General features: G+C 57.7%; 15 protein-coding genes. 10 read left to right on the top strand and 5 right to left on the bottom strand.

Annotated features, from left to right (window positions below; genetic code table 11):
* Nucleotides 1-5: 5 nt before the first annotated feature.
* The 6 genes from QP990_RS03750 (at nucleotide 6) to galE (ending at nucleotide 6,837) form a co-directional block, all read left to right on the top strand.
* Entirely contained in the window at nucleotides 6-1,394 is a 1,389-nt protein-coding gene (locus QP990_RS03750) for an HAAAP family serine/threonine permease (RefSeq protein ID WP_284798484.1), read from the top strand.
* A gap of 46 nt (nucleotides 1,395-1,440) precedes the next feature.
* The gene (locus QP990_RS03745) at nucleotides 1,441-2,814 is read left to right on the top strand and encodes an L-serine ammonia-lyase (protein ID WP_284798483.1); all 1,374 of its coding nucleotides are present in this window, start codon (nucleotides 1,441-1,443) and stop codon (nucleotides 2,812-2,814) included.
* Nucleotides 2,815-2,960: 146 nt separating this feature from the next.
* On the top strand, nucleotides 2,961-3,752 hold the full coding sequence (locus QP990_RS03740; RefSeq protein ID WP_023021393.1) for a transcriptional regulator: 792 nt from the start codon (nucleotides 2,961-2,963) through the stop codon (nucleotides 3,750-3,752).
* A 181-nt stretch (nucleotides 3,753-3,933) separates the two neighbouring features.
* A complete protein-coding gene (locus QP990_RS03735) occupies nucleotides 3,934-4,947 on the top strand; it encodes a sigma-70 family RNA polymerase sigma factor (protein ID WP_023021392.1) in 1,014 nt (337 codons plus the stop codon).
* Nucleotides 4,948-5,170: 223 nt separating this feature from the next.
* Nucleotides 5,171-5,848, top strand: coding sequence for a metal-dependent transcriptional regulator (locus QP990_RS03730; RefSeq protein WP_239207617.1), 678 nt, complete (start codon nucleotides 5,171-5,173; stop codon nucleotides 5,846-5,848).
* 2 nt (nucleotides 5,849-5,850) lie between these two features.
* Nucleotides 5,851-6,837 (top strand): UDP-glucose 4-epimerase GalE, encoded by a 987-nt coding sequence (galE, locus tag QP990_RS03725; RefSeq protein ID WP_023021390.1) that lies wholly within the window; start codon nucleotides 5,851-5,853, stop codon nucleotides 6,835-6,837.
* On the opposite strand, the gene QP990_RS03720 is transcribed toward galE, so the two are convergent.
* Nucleotides 6,834-7,934 (bottom strand): DUF4192 domain-containing protein, encoded by a 1,101-nt coding sequence (locus QP990_RS03720; protein WP_284798482.1) that lies wholly within the window; start codon nucleotides 7,932-7,934, stop codon nucleotides 6,834-6,836. The two genes, galE and QP990_RS03720, sit on opposite strands and share 4 nt — an antisense overlap.
* Nucleotides 7,935-8,176: 242 nt before the next feature.
* Here QP990_RS03720 and QP990_RS03715 point away from each other — a divergent pair, with 242 nt between their 5' ends.
* Both QP990_RS03715 and QP990_RS03710 read left to right on the top strand, forming a co-directional pair.
* On the top strand, nucleotides 8,177-9,241 hold the full coding sequence (locus tag QP990_RS03715) for a proteasome assembly chaperone family protein (protein WP_239207615.1): 1,065 nt from the start codon (nucleotides 8,177-8,179) through the stop codon (nucleotides 9,239-9,241).
* Between the two features lie 34 nt (nucleotides 9,242-9,275).
* On the top strand, nucleotides 9,276-11,819 hold the full coding sequence (locus tag QP990_RS03710) for an RNA helicase (RefSeq protein WP_284798481.1): 2,544 nt from the start codon (nucleotides 9,276-9,278) through the stop codon (nucleotides 11,817-11,819).
* Nucleotides 11,820-11,907: 88 nt separating this feature from the next.
* On the opposite strand, the gene QP990_RS03705 is transcribed toward QP990_RS03710, so the two are convergent.
* Together QP990_RS03705 and QP990_RS03700 are read right to left on the bottom strand one after the other, a co-directional pair.
* Nucleotides 11,908-12,432, bottom strand: coding sequence for a carboxymuconolactone decarboxylase family protein (locus QP990_RS03705; protein ID WP_049361224.1), 525 nt, complete (start codon nucleotides 12,430-12,432; stop codon nucleotides 11,908-11,910).
* Between the two features lie 97 nt (nucleotides 12,433-12,529).
* Entirely contained in the window at nucleotides 12,530-13,123 is a 594-nt protein-coding gene (locus QP990_RS03700) for a peroxiredoxin (RefSeq protein ID WP_023021385.1), read from the bottom strand.
* A 160-nt stretch (nucleotides 13,124-13,283) separates the two neighbouring features.
* Here QP990_RS03700 and QP990_RS03695 point away from each other — a divergent pair, with 160 nt between their 5' ends.
* Complete coding sequence (locus QP990_RS03695) at nucleotides 13,284-14,228, top strand: hydrogen peroxide-inducible genes activator (RefSeq protein WP_200288966.1); 945 nt, start codon at nucleotides 13,284-13,286, stop codon at nucleotides 14,226-14,228.
* 88 nt (nucleotides 14,229-14,316) lie between these two features.
* Here the strand turns inward: QP990_RS03695 and QP990_RS03690 are convergent, their stop codons facing one another.
* A complete protein-coding gene (locus QP990_RS03690; protein ID WP_023021383.1) occupies nucleotides 14,317-15,225 on the bottom strand; it encodes a hypothetical protein in 909 nt (302 codons plus the stop codon).
* A gap of 105 nt (nucleotides 15,226-15,330) precedes the next feature.
* On the opposite strand from QP990_RS03690, the gene hrpA reads away from it, so the two are divergent.
* A complete protein-coding gene (gene hrpA, locus QP990_RS03685; RefSeq protein WP_284798480.1) occupies nucleotides 15,331-19,218 on the top strand; it encodes an ATP-dependent RNA helicase HrpA in 3,888 nt (1,295 codons plus the stop codon).
* On the opposite strand, the gene nrdR is transcribed toward hrpA, so the two are convergent.
* The gene (gene nrdR, locus QP990_RS03680; protein WP_049361220.1) at nucleotides 19,215-19,673 is read right to left on the bottom strand and encodes a transcriptional regulator NrdR; all 459 of its coding nucleotides are present in this window, start codon (nucleotides 19,671-19,673) and stop codon (nucleotides 19,215-19,217) included. The two genes, hrpA and nrdR, sit on opposite strands and share 4 nt — an antisense overlap.
* Nucleotides 19,674-19,890: the final 217 nt, after the last annotated feature.

The raw sequence follows: 19,890 nt of genomic DNA, 5'->3' as shown, positions 1-19,890 counted from the left end.
AGAAAATGTCCCACTCACTCAAGCGGCGCAATTCAGCCCAGCACCCAGAAAACAGGGCAGAAATGCCCGAAACCCCCAAGACAGCCGCACCGGCTCCTGGCATCGACACCCCCTTCGATGGCCAGAAGGGCGCACCGAAGTGGAATAAGGAAGACACCGTATGGATGCTCTCCCTGTTCGGCACCGCCATCGGCGCCGGTGTCCTCTTCCTCCCCATCAACGCCGGTATCGGCGGTATCATCCCGCTGCTCATCATGACGGTCGTAGCACTGCCTATGACCTACTGGGCTCACCGCGGAATGACCCGCTTGGTACTGTCCAGCTCCAAGCCAGACGGTGACCTCACGGACGTCGTCGAAGAGCACTTTGGCAAGAAGGCCGGTGTTCTCATGAACATCCTGTACTTCCTGTCGGTCTACCCCATCCTGCTGGTTTACTCAGTCACCATCACCAACACGGTCAACTCCTTCCTGGAGCACCAGCTCGGCGTTACCCCGCCGTACCGCTGGCTAACCTCTCTCTTGCTCGTTGGTGGACTCATCTTGATTGTCCGCATGGGCAAGGACGTCGTGGTTCACGTCATGTCCTACCTGGTATACCCGTTCATCGGCATCCTGGTTCTCCTTTCCCTTTACCTCATCCCGAAGTGGAACACCGCACTCTTCGATTCCTTTGACCTAAACGTTGCTCGCGAAGCCTCTGGTCACGGCATGGGCGTTACCCTGATGCTCTTGGTTCCGGTTATGGTCTTCTCCTTCAACCACTCCCCGATGATTTCTTCCTTCGCCGTTGACCGCCGCCAGACCTACGGCAAGTTCGCAGAAGCCAAGTCCCGCAAGACCCTGCTCCGCGCTGAGATCCTCATGGTCGTCGTGGTTATGTTCTTCGTCTTCTCCTGCGCCCTGAGCCTCTCCCCGGCTGATATGGCAGAAGCTAAGGCACAAAACATCACCATCTTGTCCTACCTGGCCAACCACTTCGATACCCCACTTATCCAGTGGATTGCTCCTATCATCGCCATGATTGCAGTTGCTAAGTCCTTCCTTGGCCACTACCTCGGCGCAGCCGAAGGCTTCGAGGGCCTCATCGTCAAGGGCAGCAAGAACGCAAGCAAGGATGACGCACAGTCTGCTCACAAGCTCGACACCATCACCCTCATCTTCATGCTGGTTACCGCTTGGCTTGTCGCTTGGGCTGACCCGTCCATCCTGGGCATGATTGAAACCCTGTGTGGTCCAACGATTGCCATCATGCTCTTCATCATCCCGATGGTCGCTATCCACAAGGTTCCTGCTCTCCAGCGCTACAAGGGCAAGGCTTCCAACTACTTCGTCTTCTTCATGGGCCTCGTCGCCCTAGCAACCATCATCTACTCCATCGTCCACGCCTTCTAAGCACCGCCGTAGACGAGAAATTCGCAGAGGATTCAAGGAAAGAACAATGTTCATCAGCATCTTCGATATGTTCAAGATTGGTATCGGCCCCTCAAGCTCACACACCCTAGGGCCAATGAAGGCCGGCAAGGCTTTCGTAGACGAGCTCAAGGAAAAAGACCTCTTTGACAAGGTCACTCGAGTGCAGGCAAATGTCTACGGTTCCCTTTCCCTCACGGGTATCGGCCACTCCACCGACAAGGCCATCCTCCTCGGCTTGGCCGGTGAAGAGCCAGAGACCGTTGATATCGACGGCATCTCCGAATTCATGAAGAACGTCCGCAGCAGCGAGAAGCTCATGCTGGGCGGCACCCACGAGGTAGAATTCCCCAAGGACGGCGGCTTCTTCTTCCACGACGAATACCTCCCGATGCACGAAAATGGTATGTGTCTTATCGCCTTCGCCGGCGAAGAGGACATCCTGCACAAGACCTACTACTCGGTCGGCGGCGGTTTCATCGTCAAGCAGGAAGACTTTGCAAAGCGGCAGGACGTCAAGGTTGATATCCCCTTCCCATATGCCAGCGCTGCAGAAATGCTCGAACTGTGTGAAAAGAACGATATGACCCTCCCCGAGCTGGGCTTGGCCAACGAATTGGCACTGCGCTCTGAAGAGGAGGTCAATGAGCACCTGCGCAAGGTTCGCGATGTCATGTACACCGGCATCAAGCGTGGTTCCTCCACCGATGGTCCGCTGCCTGGTTCCCTGCTCGTTCCGCGTCGCGCGGCTGCCCTTAAGCGTCGTCTTGAGCAGTCCGAACCGCACGATGGTTTGAACATCCTCAGCTGGGTAAACATGTTTGCACTGGCTATCTCCGAAGAGAATGCAGCCTGCGGCCGCGTTGTTACCGCTCCTACGAACGGCGCCTGTGGTGTCGTCCCCGCAGTCCTGGCTTACTACGACAAGTTTGTCGAGCCAGTTACCACGGAGATGTTCGCTGACTACATCTTCGCCTGCAACCAGATTGCTTCCCTGTACAAGATGAACGCTTCCATCTCTGGCGCTGAGGTCGGCTGCCAGGGTGAAGTTGGTGTGGCGTGCTCCATGGCTGCCGGCGGACTCGCCCAGCTCATGGGCGCTACCCCAGAGCAGGTATGCATCGCAGCTGAGATTGGCATGGAACACAAGCTTGGCTTGACCTGTGACCCAGTCCTCGGACAGGTTCAGGTACCCTGCATTGAGCGTAACGCCGTTGCTGCGGTCGACTCCATCACCAGTGCTCGCATGGCGTTAGAGCGTGAGAGCAAGCCGTGTGTTTCTTTGGACGAAGTCATCTGGACCATGTACAAGACTGGTAAGGATATGAATGCCAAGTACAGGGAGACCTCACAAGGTGGTCTGGCCCTAGCAGTTCACCCACCAGTCCCGGTGTGTGGATAAAGACCACCCTGTAATGAAGCGATGAGCCGGGTGAGCACAGCGCTAAGCCGCTAGTGTTCACCCGGCTTTCTTCGGACTATTCCCTTTCTTCCACCGAGTCGCTTCCGTGTGGTACCTTCGCTATAACCTGACAGGAATTAAAGGACATGCTTCAGCTAATGAATTTTCCTAGCGGCAGTGCCTCCGAAGAAAACTTCCTCGAGCAGTATATTCCCCTCGTCGAATTCCTCGGTAAGGCAATGGGCCCCAACACCGAAATCGTGCTCCACGATCTCGACGTTCCCGATAAATCCATCATGGCCATCGCCAATGGGCACATCTCCGGCCGGCAACTTGGCGGCCCGGTGACCGACTTCGCTCTATGGTTTATGAAACAGGGCGATGCCGCAGCAATCCCCATGATGACCGGCTACCGCGCCGTCAATGCGGAAGGCAAGATTTGCCGCTCCTCTAGCTACTTCATCCGAGACGACTCCGGGCATATGCGCGGCATGCTGTGCATCAATGTTGATGTATCCGAATTGGTACACATTCGCGATGCGGCCGCAGCACTCATCGGCAAGGCCGATGATCCCGCATTCGATAAGTCAAAGGCTTTCGGCGGCTACCCAGGTGAAACTGAGCTACCCAACCGCCCCGTTGCAGTACCAGACCCAGTTCCAGATAAGGAACCGGTAGAGGAAGAAGCGGACAAGGAAGGAGTCAGCGAGTCTTTGCGTTCCAACGTGGAACACCTTCTGGACTCGATGTTGGATTCCGCCATTTCTAACCAAAACACCCCTGCCCCTCGCATGCAGCGCGAGGAGCGCCTCGAGGTGGTCTCAGATTTGGAGGATGCAGGATTCTTCCTTCTTAAGGGAGGAATTGCCGCAGCAGCAGAGCGGCTAGGTGTTTCCGAACCCACCATCTACCGCTATCTCGTACAGGTACGCGGATAGTACTTCTACGTACCTGCCCCATCGCAGAGCGCGGCGTTCTCCGTGGCACATCTCCCCCGAAAAGGTGGAGTCGTACCACGGGGAACGCCGCGTTTTATCAATTCTTTCCACATTGGGAACTAAATCTCTAAAGACTCCGTTGTACTTTGTGAAACCGGCGACAAATTCAGGAGGCTTCACTATGACGAAGACATCTGCCACCACCGCCAAGGGCGCTTCAGCTGCCACTACTAATGAAGAACAGGAAGTAGATCGCGGATCTCGCCGCAACCAAACCAACGACAACCCCTCTGCCGACCTCGTTCGTGTTTATCTCAACGGCATTGGCAAGACCGCACTGCTCAGCGCGGAAGATGAGGTAGAACTCGCTCAGGCCATCGAAGTTGGACTGTACGCGGAGTACAAGCTCAATAACGCTGAAAAGCTCACCCGTGCAGAAAAGCGTGATCTTAAAATCCTCGCCCGCGAAGGCAAAAAGGCACGCTCCCACCTGCTTGAAGCCAATCTGCGCCTCGTGGTTTCGCTTGCAAAGCGCTACACCGGCCGCGGTATGCCATTGCTGGATCTCATCCAAGAGGGAAACCTCGGCCTCATCCGCGCGATGGAAAAGTTCGATTACGCCAAGGGCTTTAAATTCTCCACCTATGCCACGTGGTGGATCCGCCAGGCAATTACCCGCGGCATGGCTGACCAGTCTCGCACCATTCGCCTCCCAGTCCACTTGGTAGAACAGGTCAACAAGCTGTCCCGCATTAAGCGCGAGATGTATCAATCCCTGGGCCGTGAAGCTACCAATGAAGAGCTTTCGGAAGAATCAGGCATTGACGAAAACAAGATTGAGATGCTGCTGCGTCAGTCACGCGACCCAGTCTCTCTCGATATGCCGGTAGGTACCGATGAAGAAGCTCCTTTGGGTGACTTCATTGAAGACGCCGAAGCTACCGATGCAGAAACCGCGGTCGTAGCCTCCATGCGTCATTCCGATATTCGCGGAGTGATTGACACCTTGGAAAAGCGCGAGCAGGACGTAATTCGCCTGCGCTACGGCCTCGATGATGGTGTTCCGCGCACCTTGGATCAGATTGGCCGCCGCTTCGGTCTTTCGCGCGAACGTGTACGCCAAATTGAGCGCGAAGTTATGGCAAAGCTGCGCGATGGCAACCGCGCCGATCGCCTGCGCGAGTACGCTCTTTAATCTGGGCTGGCAGCGCTCCGCGCCCAGTCCCCCTCCCCGAGTCCATTCGGCACAATACTGCCACGGGCTCGGGGTTTGGCGTTAGAAAGGCAGCGGCTTAGTTCGACGCGGCGAGCAAGGGCTTAGGTAGGCTAATCTGGACTGCAGAGTCTAGAAAGCGCTTTCCCGTCCTTGGTCGGGAGATTAGCCGCGAAACTGTATTCACACAGAAAGGTATGCCCACGTGAGGGACCTAGTTGATACAACGGAGATGTATCTACGCACCATCTACGAGCTAGAGGAAGAAGGTATTACTCCCCTTCGCGCCCGCATCGCGGAGCGTTTGGAGCAGTCTGGGCCTACGGTTTCTCAAACTGTAGCTCGCATGGAACGCGACGGCCTTTTGCACGTGCGTACCGACCGCAGTTTGGATCTCACGGACAAGGGCCGCGACCTGGCTACCGCAGTCATGCGCAAGCACCGTTTGGCAGAGCGTTTGCTTACCGACGTCCTCGGGCTCGACATCGCAAAAGTTCACGACGAGGCCTGCCGTTGGGAGCATGTGATGAGCGAAGAAGTAGAAAAACGCATGGTCGCGGTTCTCGATGATCCAACCCGGTCACCATTCGGCAACCCTATCCCGGCGCTGTCTGCACTGGGCTTCGATGCTCCGCAGCCGGACCAGGGCACCCGCGCAGTCGATCTCCCCAATGGTGATGAGGTCTCCGCCACCGTCATCCAGGTCAATGAGATTTTGCAGGTTGATGATGGCACCTTCCAGGAACTCACCGCTGCCGGAATCCGCGTGGGAGCAAAGGTATCGGTAGTCAATAACAGCGGCACGATTACGTTGTCGACACCGGATGGCGGCAGCGTCGTGCTTTCCGACGACTTGGCGCACGCAGTGCGCGTGGAGGTATAACCATGAAACTTCTTGTCACCGGTGGCGCCGGCTATGTCGGCAGCGTGTGCGCCGCTGTATTGGTCGAACAAGGCCATGATGTAACCATCATTGACAATTTCTCCACCGGAAACCGCGAAGCCGTTCCAGAAACAGCCCGCGTCGTCGAGGGCGACGTGGCGGATAAGGCCGCCGAGGTCCTGGGAGAAGGTGGTTTCGAGGGTGTCATCCACTTCGCGGCGCGCTCGTTGGTGGGCGAATCCGTGGAAAAGCCCGATGAGTATTGGCAGCACAATGTCGTTACTACCCTGACGCTGCTCAATGCCATGCGGGATAACGAGGTCAAAAATCTCGTCTTCTCCTCCACCGCTGCAACCTACGGTGAGCCGGACCAAGTGCCGATTACAGAGGATATGCCAACCCAGCCCACCAATCCCTATGGTGCAACCAAGCTTGCCATCGACTACATGATCACCTCTTTCGCCCACGCCTATGGATTGGGGGCGACCTCCCTGCGCTACTTCAATGTGGCTGGAGCCTACGGAAACATCGGTGAGAACCGCGAGGTAGAAACCCACCTCATCCCCATCGTGTTGCAGGTGGCCTTGGGCCACCGCGATAAGATCTTCATGTTCGGTGATGACTGGGATACCGCAGACGGCACCCCAGTGCGTGACTATATCCATATCCGTGATCTGGCCGATGCCCATGTGCTTGCTCTCGAATCCAATGAATCTGGTAGTCACCGCATTTACAACCTGGGTTCTGGTGATGGCTACTCCGTCAAGCAGGTCATTGAGATGTGCCGCAAGGTCACCGGCCACGACATTCCTGCTGAGGTGGCTCCGCGCCGCGCAGGCGACCCCGCCACCCTCATCGCTTCCTCAGAGAAGATCAAGCGGGAGCTCGGATGGAACCCCACCCGCACGGATCTGGAAACGATCGTTACCGATGCATGGAATTTCACCCGCCAACTAGGTGATAAGGCACATTCAGCGAAGCGGGCCTAGCCTCCGAAGCTACTTTGCGGGGCATCAGCGCCAAGCCCCGCCGCTTCGCGGGCTAACTCACAGCCATGGCAGAGGCTCGTGACCAACCGCCTTCCCATGCCGCTGCGATACCCCTGCGCTATGAGGCGCCCCAAATTATGATGGGGCGCCTCTTCTACTAGTACAGAAAGCGCCGGACCCGCATAAATTCCGAATTCATGGGATACCTGGCTAGCTGCGTATAAGGCTAGGGCGTTATAGCGGATGGACCCCTGGAATGTACGTGCCACCGCTAGGAGGAGGTCCCCTGCTTCCCACGGCGCAGACACCAGCTCTGTGATGACTAGGTCACGGGTCCACGTGGTAGACATCCACATGGCTGCTGCACACAGCAATTCCTCATTTTCCAAAGTCTCCTCCAGCGATTCCACCTCACTGAGCACGAAGCGGACATCAGCGATAAGGCGCTTGACCACCTGCACTGGATCTGAAGTTTGGTAACCGCGCCCGGCGCGCAGTTGGCGGGCGATTTCTCTGCAGCATCGCTCCATTGCGCTAATTTCTTCTTTCCCAAAGTATGGGTTGTGGTCCTTAAAACGCTGAACCAAATCATTGCGGCTGAGTTCAGGAAGCATGCCATTATTCACGCACGCACGCATGGAGTGGCTCGTCGATATGGCGGGAATGGTTCCTTCCATCCAATTCTGCAGCGGGCCCTCGCCGTCCTCGGACGCGTGGCCAAAAATGAGGTCGTAGGCGGTATCAGTAGATAGCTCTTCGGCCAGCCAGCAAGCGTCAATGCCCACACCAGAGCGATCCTGAAAGCGGTAGAGGGAGTGCAAGATATCCCATAAATCTTCTTCTTGGCGTTGAGAGAGAACGAAACCAAAGATGCTTTCGGGGTTGCCGCAGTGAAATGCATCCATCACTTCTTGCAAGGCGGCAGGGACATCGTTCAGATTGAGGCGGGCTACCGGCCCCATACTGTATCCGCGTGGGCTGGGCTGGATGGAGATGAGGATGACTGATTCGGAGGGGAAGAATCCGAGAATTCCTGGGATATTGGCGAGGATATCGCCGGGCGTACGAATGGGCTGAGTTGGTGTTGAGATGTTCATGGCCCCAGCTTCAGCCACGCGCGCAACCATGTATAGGACAAGCATCGAGAAGTGGTAAGAATCTGGGGATAGGCGGGGTGAGGGGGCGTCGGCAGGCGGCTTGTCCACACCCCGCCCGGGATTGCGCTGGCAATGTGCGGCGATTTGGGGCACAATCAGTTATTTAACCTCCCAGTGCGCGCGGGAATACTGAGCCCGCCTGCGGCGTTGGGGTAGGTAAGAAAGCAAGGAGGTAACACAACATGCACGAAGAAGATCGCCGCATGTATGAGCTGGAGTATCCAGCCCCGGTGATTAGGGATGATTCCGGTGACGGACAAGGCCCCACCATGATTGTTGCCATGCACGGCTATGCAGACGCCGGCCAGGCCATCGAGGCTAGTGCGGACCATTTGAAGGCAGCTTTGGAAGGCCGCCAACTGGCCTCGTTTAACTCTGATGAGCTGATTGATTACCGCTCGCGCCGGCCAGCCGTCACCATCGATAAGGATCGGGCGCTAGAAATTGAATCGATGGACCTGGGTATCAAGGTCCTGCGCGATAATTCCGGCAAAACCTTCCTACTACTGTCTGGCCCAGAGCCCGACATGCGCTGGGAGGCTTTTACCACTGCTGTGGTCAAGCTGGTGGAAAAGTTCAATATCAATGACACCATCATGCTCTATGCCGCACCTATGCCAGTTCCACACACCCGCCCCACGGTGGTCACGGCGCATGGCACTTCCTCCCGTCTGACTGAGCATATGTTGTCGATGGATTCCACCATGATGGTCCCCGGCTCTGCTGCACTGTATCTGGAAAAAGCACTGGCGGATAAGCAGCGCACCGTAGCCGGATATACCGTCCACGTGCCGCATTATCTTGCGGCTTCGCCCTACCCGCAAGCCACGTTCCAGTTATTGGATTCGGTAGCTCGGGCCGCGCACCTCAATATTCCTTTGGGCAGCATCGAGGCTGATATTTCCCGCGTAGAAAACCAACTGGAAGAACAAGTTGGTGGCTCGGATGAGATAGAAAGCGTGGTTCAGCAACTCGAGCAGCAGTATGACGCCTATATGGAGCGCTACCGCAAGGAACACCCGCAGGCTATCATGCCCGGCGAGGAAGCTGTGCCTACCGGCGAGGAAATCAGCGAGGAGTTCCAAGCCTTCTTGGCTTCTTTGGATAAGGAAGAAAGCCAGCAGATCATTAACTCTGACATAGATGAACGCGAAGATTCCGCCGATGGCGAGGACCCTCAAGCCGATAGAGGCAAGGATGATCCAGATTCCGCTCAGGGCGATGGCGACTTAGGTGACGATATCTAACTAACCCACCCTCATCACCGCTAAGGTGGTGGGGGTGAACTTATCTCAGCTGCTGCCAGATTTATCGGAAGTGCCCGAGTCCCTCGTAGATGAGGCGATCTGGGATACCTTTACCTCGTGGACCACCGGCCGGGGCATTAATTTGTATCCAGCGCAGGAGGAGGCCTCGCTGGGGATCTTGGCCGGCGATAATGTCATCCTCGCTACCCCGACTGGCTCCGGAAAGTCCATGGTGGCCAATGCCGCACACTTTATCGCCTTGGCCCGTGGCCAGCGCAGTTTTTATACGGCACCCATCAAGGCTCTAGTAAGTGAGAAGTTCTTTGCTCTCTGCGATATCTTTGGCGCGGAAAATGTGGGCATGATGACTGGTGACGCCACCGTCAACGGCAATGCCCCCATCATCGCCGCTACGGCTGAGATTGTGGCTAATATTGCGCTTCGCGATGGCGCCGAGGCCAATATCGACCAGGTGGTGATGGACGAGTTCCACTACTACTCCGAACCGGACCGCGGCTGGGCCTGGCAGGTGCCGCTGCTGGAATTGTCCAACGCGCAGTTCTTGCTTATGTCCGCCACCCTGGGCGATACCACATGGTTGGAAGAAGACCTTAGCCGTCGTACCGGCCGCGCTACCGACCTGGTTGCTGGTACCACGCGCCCCGTGCCGCTGGATTTTTCCTATGTCTTTAGTGCGGTACACGAGACCATCGAAGAGCTCTTGGCCGATAAGAAGGCCCCCATCTACGTGGTGCACTTCTCGCAGCGTGAAGCGGCCGAGCGCGCCCAGGCGCTCACCTCTCTTTCGGGGATCATCACTAAGGAAGAAAAGGAAGCGATTGCCCAGGAAATCGGTGGGTTCCGCTTCACCACTGCCTTTGGCAAGGATTTATCCAAGCTGCTGCGCAAGGGCATCGGCATCCACCACGCGGGCATGCTGCCCAAATACCGCCGTTTAGTAGAGCGCCTGGCACAAAAGGGTCTGCTTAAGGTCATTTGCGGCACCGATACCCTGGGGGTGGGCATTAACGTGCCCATCCGTACCGTACTGATGACGGGGCTGGCTAAGTTCGATGGACAGCGCCAACGCATCCTCAAGTCGCGCGAATTCCACCAGATTGCTGGGCGTGCCGGCCGCGCCGGCTATGACACCGAGGGCACCGTGGTGGTCGAGGCCCCCGAGCACGAGATCGAAAACGCTAAGGAACGCCGCCGCATCGGTGATGACCCCAAGCGCTTGAAGAAGCTAAAGAAAAAGTCCGCTCGAGAGGGCGAGGTTTCGTGGTCCGAAAAGACCTTTGCGCGCCTTACTGAGGCTGAGCCTGAGCAGCTGACGTCTCAATTCCGCGTCTCTAACTCGATGCTGCTTAATCTATTGGCGCGGCATGGCAACGGCTATGAACACATGCGCCATCTGCTGCGGGACAATCACGATAATCGCAGCAAGCAGAATAAGGACATTCTCACAGCCCTCGACCTTTTCCGCGGGCTGGTGGATTCTGGCGTAGTGCAAAAATCCACCAAGGGCTTGGATATCTACGGCCGACCCTATCATTTAGTGCGAGAACTCCCCCGCGATTTCGCGCTTAACCAACCGCTGGGACCATTCGCCCTAGCCGCGCTCTCACTGCTGGATCCGGAGGCGGAAAACTATAACTTGGACGTTATTTCCGTATTCGAGTCCATCCTGGATGACCCGCGCCAGGTGCTCATCGCCCAGCAGAAACAGCGCCGTGGTGAGGAAATTGCCGCGCTGAAGGCGGACGGGGTGGACTACACCGACCGCATGAATATCGTGGAGGATATCACTTGGCCGAAGCCGCTCGAGGAGCTATTGGAGCAGGCCTACGACACTTTCGCTGAGACCAATGCGTGGGTCAAGGAGTTTGAGCTGCGACCCAAGTCCGTAGTCCGGGACATGCTCGAAAATGCAATGACCTTCTCGGACTTGGTGGCCACCTACGGCTTAGCCCGCTCCGAGGGCGTGATTTTGCGTTACTTGACCGATGCCTGGCGTACCCTCAAGCAATCCATCCCCGATGAGTACAACACCCCGGAGCTCGAGGACATCGTCATCTGGCTGGGTGAGCTTATCCGCCAGGTGGATTCCTCGCTTGTCGACGAATGGGCGCAGATGGCCGGCGAAGACTCCCCCATCGACCAAGACACCGTGGACCGCGAGCTTGCCTTCGGCGTGGAGGACCCCACCGCTCTTACGGCCAATCGCCGCGCCTTTACCATTATGGTGCGCAATTACATGTTCCGTTTGGTGCAGCTTTTCGCGCTAGAAAAAGAAGACCGCTTGGCGGAGCTGCTCGATTACCTGGACGAGGTGCCGGGCTTCGGCGCTATCCTAGATGATTACTTCGATGAGTATGATGACATCGATTCCGGCCCCGAGGCCCGCGGCCCGGAGTTTTTCCGCCTAGGCGATACTGACTCGCGTGCGTGGTCCGTGCGCCAGATCATCAAGGACCCAGACGGCGACCACGCCTACCAGTTCGTCGCTACGGTAGATCTCGATGCCTCCGATGAGGCTGGCGAAGTCCGACTGTCGGACCTGCGCGTGGAGTACTAGCCAGCCAAAACGACAAAGCCGCCCTAGCTGCCACGCCCCGAGTGAGGGGGACGTCGGCAAGCGCGAGGGCGGCTAAAGGCCGGCTATTTTAGCGTGCGGCCTCAATCTGGACAGCCTGTGCCACAGCCTGAACCACGGCAGCGACCTTGACGGCCTCCCAGACCTGCTCCTTGCTCAGACCAGCCTCGTTGAGCTCGTGAGCGTGAGCACCCAGGCAGTGCTCGCAGCCATTGATGGCGGAGACTGCGGTATTCCACAGCTCGAAGTTGGCCTTGTCCACGCCTGGCTTGGAGATGATGTTCATGCGCAGGCCAAACTTTACCTGTGCGTAGTCATCGCCCAACCAGCCCTTGGCGCGGTAAGCAACGTTATTCATCGCCATGACGGTGGCTGCGCCGTAGGCTGCTTCGATAGCCTCCTCGGAGAGGTGCTCTTTTGCTTCCTCAGCGATTTCTGCCAGCACGGTGTCATTGCGGGTTGCTGCGGCCGATGCCAGCAGGCAGCCCCACAGCTGCTCTTCGTCCAAGTCCTTGGAACGGGTCAGCGCACCGAGGTTGAGCTTCTGGTCCTTGGCGTACTCCGGCAGTGCAGACTTCAGATTATCAATAGACATAGCTTTTCTCCTTTTAGGTTTTGATAGGAATTTACTGCGCTGGATTTAAAAGGAAACCCCGCCACGAAAGCGGGGTTAACCTGCATCTCAGTGAGATTTAGAGCGCGGACTGAACGACGTCCATCTTGTTGATGTTCTTGGTGGGGTCGTTCTTCTCCCAGTTGCAAGCGCAGACCTCTTCGGACTGCAGGGCGTCGAGCACGCGCAGAACCTCGTCTACGTTTCGGCCGACAGCATCCGGGGTAACGGAGACGAACTGGATAACACCATCCGGGTCGATGATGAAGGTAGCGCGGTCAGCAACACCATCAGCGTTTTCTACGCCCAGTGCGCGGATGAGGTCGTGGCGCACGTCAGAGAACATTGGGAATGGAACTTCCTTCAGCTCCGGGTGGGTTGCGCGCCAGTTGAAGTGAGCGAACTCGTTATCGGTGGAGCCGCCGAGGATCTGGGTATCGCGGTCCTGGAACTCCTCGTCCAGCTTGCCAAAGGCAGCGATCTCGGTCGGGCAGACGAAGGTGAAGTCCTTCGGGTAGAAGAAGACGACCTTCCACTTGCCCTCGTACTTGTCCAGGGATACCTGCTCGAAGTAGTCCTCCGGCTGGTTAGCGTTGACGTCGTGCAGATCGCCACCGGTCAGGGCAGTGAGGTTGAACTCTGGGAACTTCTCGCCGACGGTCAAAATAGGCATAGTCTTCAACTCCTTTAGCAAAGGCTTTTCCTCTAAGTTTCCTGCCGCTTGGCGTACAAGCAGCGGGGCCGGACCGTGTCCGGCCCAACACGATCAGTTATACCATCTTTTCGGCTCGCGTCAATAGCAAATCCTATAGGTGAGTGTTAGAGTGATAGGCATGCATAATAAAGAGTATCGCCCTACACTTGCTCAGCTGCGTACCTTCGTCACCGTTGCGGAAAACAAGCACTTTGGTACCGCAGCCGCCAAGCTCGAAATTTCCCAGCCCTCCCTCTCCCAGGGCCTCGTTGCCCTCGAGCAGGGCTTGGGCCTGCAGCTTATTGAGCGCTCCACCCGCAAGGTCATCGTCACCTCGGCTGGTGAGACCCTCCTCCCCTACGCCAAGGCAACGCTTGAAGCAGCCGATACCTTCCTCGCCCACGCTCGCGGCGCCAACGGCACCCTTGCCGGCCCACTAACGATCGGCGTTATCCCCACCATCGCCCCCTACATCCTCCCCGATCTGCTCTCCATGCTTGCCGAGGCCTACCCGGATCTCCAGCCGCGCTTCGTCGAGGAGCAAACCCAACACCTCATCACCCGCCTGCGCAACGGCAACCTGGACCTAGCCATCATGGCCCTTCCTTCCGAGGCCACCGGCATGGTCGATAGCCCGCTCTACACCGAGAAATTCTCCATTGTCTGCCCGCCCGATCACCCCATCGCCGGCCGTGAGGACGTCGAGCTTGCGGAACTCAAGGACCTGGATTTGCTGCTGCTTGACGACGGCCACTGCTTGCGCGACCAGGTAGTCGACCTTTGCCGCCACGCCAATATCAACCCGGCCGAGGCCACCAATTCGGTCACCCGCGCCTCCTCCCTGACCACCATCATGCAGCTGGTCATGGGCGGGCTGGGCTGCACCCTCGTCCCAGAATCCGCCCTGGCAACCGAATGCCACGGCAAGGATGTAGCCGTAGCCCACTTCGCCCCCGACGTCACAGCCGAACGCGAGGTCGGCCTCGTATTCCGCTCCTCCGCTGCCCGCGCCGAGGAATTCCGCGAATTCGGCACGCTCATCACCGCCGCCTATAACAAGGCGATTGAGCGCTCCCGGCAGTAATCGTTCACGGCAAGCCCCACGGGGGCGTCGCCAAGCACACCAAAGGCCACCGCCCCTAACTGGAACGGTGGCCTTTAACTGTGGTGCGCTACGCCTGCGGGAGAGTATTGCGCCCCGCGCACTGGCGGAACATGTGCGCCTGTGCCAAGAGCGTAACCGGATACGCCACGATAAGGCCGATGCCCAAAAGCAAGAAGCCGGCAACAATGATGAAAAAGTTCAAAATGGCAAGCAGCAACATCTGGCCATAGTTGTCCTTGCCTGCCTTAAAGCCATTCTTTACTGCTTCGCCAACGCCATCGCCGTCAGCCGCAAACCACTGCATCAGTGAGAAAAGTGGTTGAATAAAGAAACTAATCACCAAAAGTACGCCCATGATGCCCATGACGCTTAATACTGCCGCAACTGCTTCTTCCTCCGTGAGATTCTCGGCGTCACCAAGCAGCCCAGTGACGGTTCCACCTACTACAGAGAATACAATGAACATCGACACCGCCCCGATGACGAGCATGATGACCAGCGGCTGCCACCAACGCACGTTCTTAAACAGGTAGCCCCAACCGGTGCGAGAGTCATCAATCTGGAAAAGCGCCAGGCGCATAACTACCAGCGACAAAACAAGGCTTAGGACAGTCGAAATGAGTTGAGAGACCAAAGAGCCTGCGGTTGCCTGACCCGCGCCGGAGTCGCCCGCAGCATTGATGCCAGCTGCAATAACAACAAAAACAATGCCTAGCGCAAAAAGCGCTAGAGATCCCAAAATCCACAGCTTCCAATTGCTAAAGACGGTCCTAAACGCCCAAGAAACGGCGTCTACGGCAGAGACCTTGCCGGTATATGGGCGCTGGCCTGCTTGGTAGCCCACATAGCCCTGGGTGTTTTCTTCATGGCTTCCGCCATAGGACGGAAGCTGTCCGTAGTTTGGTCGGTCCTCGGGGTGATCGGTCGGTTCGTAGCGCGGAAAATCATCATTTCCACCCGAATACGGGTTCGTCATAACCGGGGTTCCTCCTTAAGGAATGCGAATCAGTGCATGGATAAGTATTTTCACTTTAACAACTTTTCCTCATTTCAGGCGGGCAGGTAAACTCTGTGCCTAGTCATGACTATGAATGAAACCCCTTCCCGCGACGAGCTTTTCGCCGCACTCGAAAATGTCACCTTGGCCGAAGCCCGCTCCTTCCGCCGCCGCCTGAAAAAGGCCCGTGCCCCGAAAGCGCTCCAAGAAATCGGCGCTGAAATCCACGCTGCGGCTGAGCGCGTCGCGCTTACCGACGCCGCCGTCCCCACCATCACCTACCCCGACGCCCTCCCCGTCACAGCCCGTAGAGACGACATTGCCGAGGCCATCCGGGATAACCAGGTAGTCATCATTGCCGGCGAGACCGGCTCCGGTAAGACCACACAGATCCCAAAAATCTGTCTTGATCTGGGCCGCGGCCGCCGCGGACTAATCGGACATACCCAGCCACGCCGCATTGCAGCACGCACCGTGGCCGAACGCATCGCCTCAGAACTGGACCAAAAGATTGGCGAATCCGTCGGCTACGCCATCCGCTTTGATGATCGCGTCTCTGAGACCACCGCGGTGAAACTCATGACCGATGGCATCCTACTCGCCGAGATGCAGCGTGACCGCTTCCTCAACAAGTACGACACCATCATCATCGATGAGGCCCACGAGCGCTCCCTCAACATCGACTTTTTATTGGGCTATCTCAAGCGTCTTTTGCCCAAGCGCCCCGATCTCAAGGTCATCATTACCTCCGCAACCATCGATCCGGAAAGCTTCGCTGCCCATTTTGCCGACGCCGACGGAAACCCTGCCCCCATTATCGAGGTCTCCGGCCGCACCTACCCGGTAGAAATCCGTTACCGGCCCCTCGAGTTCGAGGCCGGCGGAAAGGTGGTGGACCAAGACCCGCTCGACGGTTTGACCGAGGCAATCGAAGAGCTGATGCACGAAGGCGACGGCGATATCCTTTGCTTCTTCCCTGGCGAACGCGATATCCGCGATGCCATGGAGGCCATCGAAGGCAAGAAGTGGAAAAACGTCGAGGTCACTCCCCTCTTTGGCCGCTTATCTAATCAAGAACAGCATCGCGTTTTCAGCGAACACCGTGGCCGCCGCATCGTGCTGGCCACGAATATTGCAGAAACCTCGCTTACTGTGCCCGGCATCCGCTATGTGGTTGATACCGGCACCGCCCGTATCTCGCGCTATTCCACGCGCACCAAAGTCCAGCGCCTGCCTATCGAGCCTATCTCGCAGGCCTCCGCCAACCAGCGCTCCGGCCGCTGCGGCCGCGTTGCCGATGGCATCGCCATTCGCCTCTATAGCGAACAGGACTTTGAAAGCCGCTCCGAATTCACCGACCCAGAAATTCTGCGCACCAACCTCGCCAGCGTCATCTTGCAGATGGTCTCGCTCAAGCTAGGCGACATCGAACAATTCCCGTTCATCCAACCGCCCGAGCACAAGGCCATCCGCGATGGCCTTAACCTCCTGCACGAGCTCGGCGCTCTCCACGACAAGCAGGATAAGCCCACGCTGACCGCCACTGGCCGCGACCTAGCGCGCATCCCGCTAGATCCCCGTATGGCACGCATGCTCATTGAGGCCAATACCAACGGATGCCTCGATGATGTCATGGTCATCGTCGCCGCCATGACCATCCAGGACGTTCGCGAACGCCCCCTTGATTTCCAGGCCCAGGCCGACCAAGCCCACGCCCGCTTCAAGGACAAGTCCTCGGATTTCTTGTCCATGCTTAAGCTCTGGGATTACATTAAACAAACCCGCAACGAGCAATCCGGCAATAAATTCCGCAAACGCATGAAGCAGGAGTTTCTCCATTACATGCGCATTCGCGAGTGGTTTGACCTGGTGCGCCAGCTCAAGGACGTCGCCAAGCAGCTGGGCTGGACATACCAGGAAGGTACCGAGCGCCGCGCCGATGATATCCACATGTCACTCCTGTCAGGCTTGCTATCCAATATCGGCGCCCGCGATGGCAACTCCAAAGAATTCCAAGGCGCGCGCAACACCCGATTCCTGGTATTTCCTGGCTCCGCCTTGGCCAAAAAGCCGCCGGAGTTCCTCATGGCCGCCGAGCTGGTGGAAACTTCCCGCCTCTGGGCACGCGACGTCGCCACCATCGATCCCGCCTGGGTAGAAAAGCTGGGCGCAGACCTGCTCAAGCACAACTATTCCGAGCCCACCTGGTCCCGCAAACGCGCCGCCGCCATCGCTCACCAGAAGTCCACACTCTACGGTGTACCCATTGTGGCCGACCGCACCGTGCCCTACCACCGCGTCGATCCCACCGCCGCGCGCGATATGTTCATCCGCAACGCGCTCGTTGCCGGCGACTGGAATACCCACCACGCCTTCTTCAAAACCAATGCCCAAGCGCTTGACGACGCCGCCGCATACGAAGAAAAAGCCCGCCGCCGCGGCCTCATCGTAGACGAAGACACCCTCTTCGACTTTTATGACCAGCGCATCCCAGCAAAGGTAACAACCGGCCGTCATTTCGACTCGTGGTGGAAAAAAGAACGCCGTCGCAACCCTGAATTGCTGGATTTCGATCCGGCAAAGCTCATCGATGACTCCCACGAGGTCACCGAAGAATCCTTCCCCGACCACTGGAGAAAGGGTTCCATCGACTACGAACTAACCTATAAATTTGAACCCGGCGATCCACTCGATGGCGTTACCGTGATGGTGCCCATCCCCATGCTCGCCGGCTTAGATACCGAAGGCTTCGATTGGCTCGTCCCTGGCCTGCGTCTCGAGCTCGTAACCGAACTCATCCGCAGCCTGCCCAAGGCCCTGCGCCGCACTGTTGTTCCCGCACCCGAATTCGCTGAGCGCGCCATCGACCGCCTCGTCCCTTATGAAGGCACCATCACCCAGCAGCTTGCCGACGTCCTCCATGAACTCGGCGGCCAAGGCATCAACGCCACCGATTTCCAGCCCGGCAAGCTGCCGATGCACCTGAGGATGAACTACGGTGCCATCGACAAGCGCGGCAAGATCGTCGACTCCGACCGCGACCTCGCAGCGCTTATCCGCCGCCAGTCCGGGCATATCAAATCCTCTGTGTCCCGTGTCTCTCGCACCGCTGAGTCCACCGCTGTCAGCGAGTGGACCGACGATACTCTAGGTGCCATCGATGACACGGTTACCACCAACGTCGACGACCACGAAGTCACGGCTTACCCCGCCCTCGTCGCCACAAAGGACGGCGTTGAACTCAAGGTACATCCCACCAAGGCCGCAGCCGATGCCGCTATGGTTACCACCACCCTTACCCTGCTTATGCGCGACATTGCGGTCAATACTGCACAAATGGTCAAGGGCCTGCCGCTGCAACAACGCGTCGCCGTCGACTCCTATCCCCACGGCGGCGCCGATGGCCTGGTCAACGACGCCCGCGTCGCTGCCATACGCGACCTGATGCTAGAGGCCGGCGGACCCGTCCGCACTCCTTCCGCTTTCCAGAAGCTCAAAGACACCATCAAGCCCCAGGTTCCGGGCCGTGTGCGTCAAGCGGTGGTGGCTATCGCCCCAGGACTCGCCGAGTATTCCAACCTGCAAGCCGAACTCGCCCACTGGGACGGTGCGGCCATCGATGACATGCGAGAGCAATTGGAGTTCCTCCTACCCCGTAATGCCATCACAATCCATGGCATGTCCCACCTGCGTCATCTACCGCGCTATATCCAAGCCATGCGCATTCGCTTAGAGGACATGAACCTTGACCCTGACCGCGACGCGGACCGCCAGGCCGAGGTCGATAACGCCAAGGCCTACCTAGCCAACCGGCTGCGCAGCCTACCACCTGGCCGCGAAAAGACGCGCGAAGTCAAGGACATTCGCTGGATGGTGGAGGAACTTCGCGTTTCACTATTCGCCCAACGCCTCGGCACAGCTCACGCCGTGTCGCTCCGCCGCATCCAGAAGGCCGTTGACAAACTGCGCTAGAAATCCTCTCGGTCGCGCCTACGCATGAGACGAATTTCAGATTCGAAATCATCAGCGCTTTCAAAGGACTTGTAGACCGAGGCAAAGCGCAGATAAGCCACCTCATCAAGATCGCGAAGCGGTTCCAAGATGGCCAGGCCAATCTCATTCGCGTTGACCTGAGAGGAACCATGCCCGCGTACGGTCTCTTCCACTTCTTGCGCCAGTTTTTTCAGGGCATCGTCACCCACATCTCGCCCCTGACAGGCGCGCCGTACGCCGCGAATCAGTTTATCTCGACTAAAAGGTTCCGCGAGTCCGTTCCGCTTGACCACCAACAACACGGCCTTTTCGACCGTGGTAAAACGCCCCTTACACGAAGCACACTCACGCCGGCGCCGAATCGACGCTCCAGCATCGACGACGCGGGAGTCAATGACACGGGATTGCTCATTATGGCAGAAGGGGCAATACACAGAGGTCCTTTCACTGACGTTGTTACCCCAGTAGTTTACTCGCCCAGCAGTCCGCCCAACTACCGAGCATAAGGCCACCGCCTCACTAATGCACTACAGCAGCCTCGACCTGTTGAATGTCTGAGGTCGGCGGTTGCGGTGCACTACTTCCTTCCGCCCCTGCCAATCCGCCTAGGAGCGTGCCCAAAAAGACCGCGATTCCAAACACGCCACCTAA

The organism is Corynebacterium sp. MSK071 (assembly GCF_030232125.1).
GTDB classification, from domain to species: Bacteria; Actinomycetota; Actinomycetes; order Mycobacteriales; family Mycobacteriaceae; genus Corynebacterium; species Corynebacterium kefirresidentii.
This window is presented reverse-complemented; position numbering and strand designations above follow the sequence as displayed.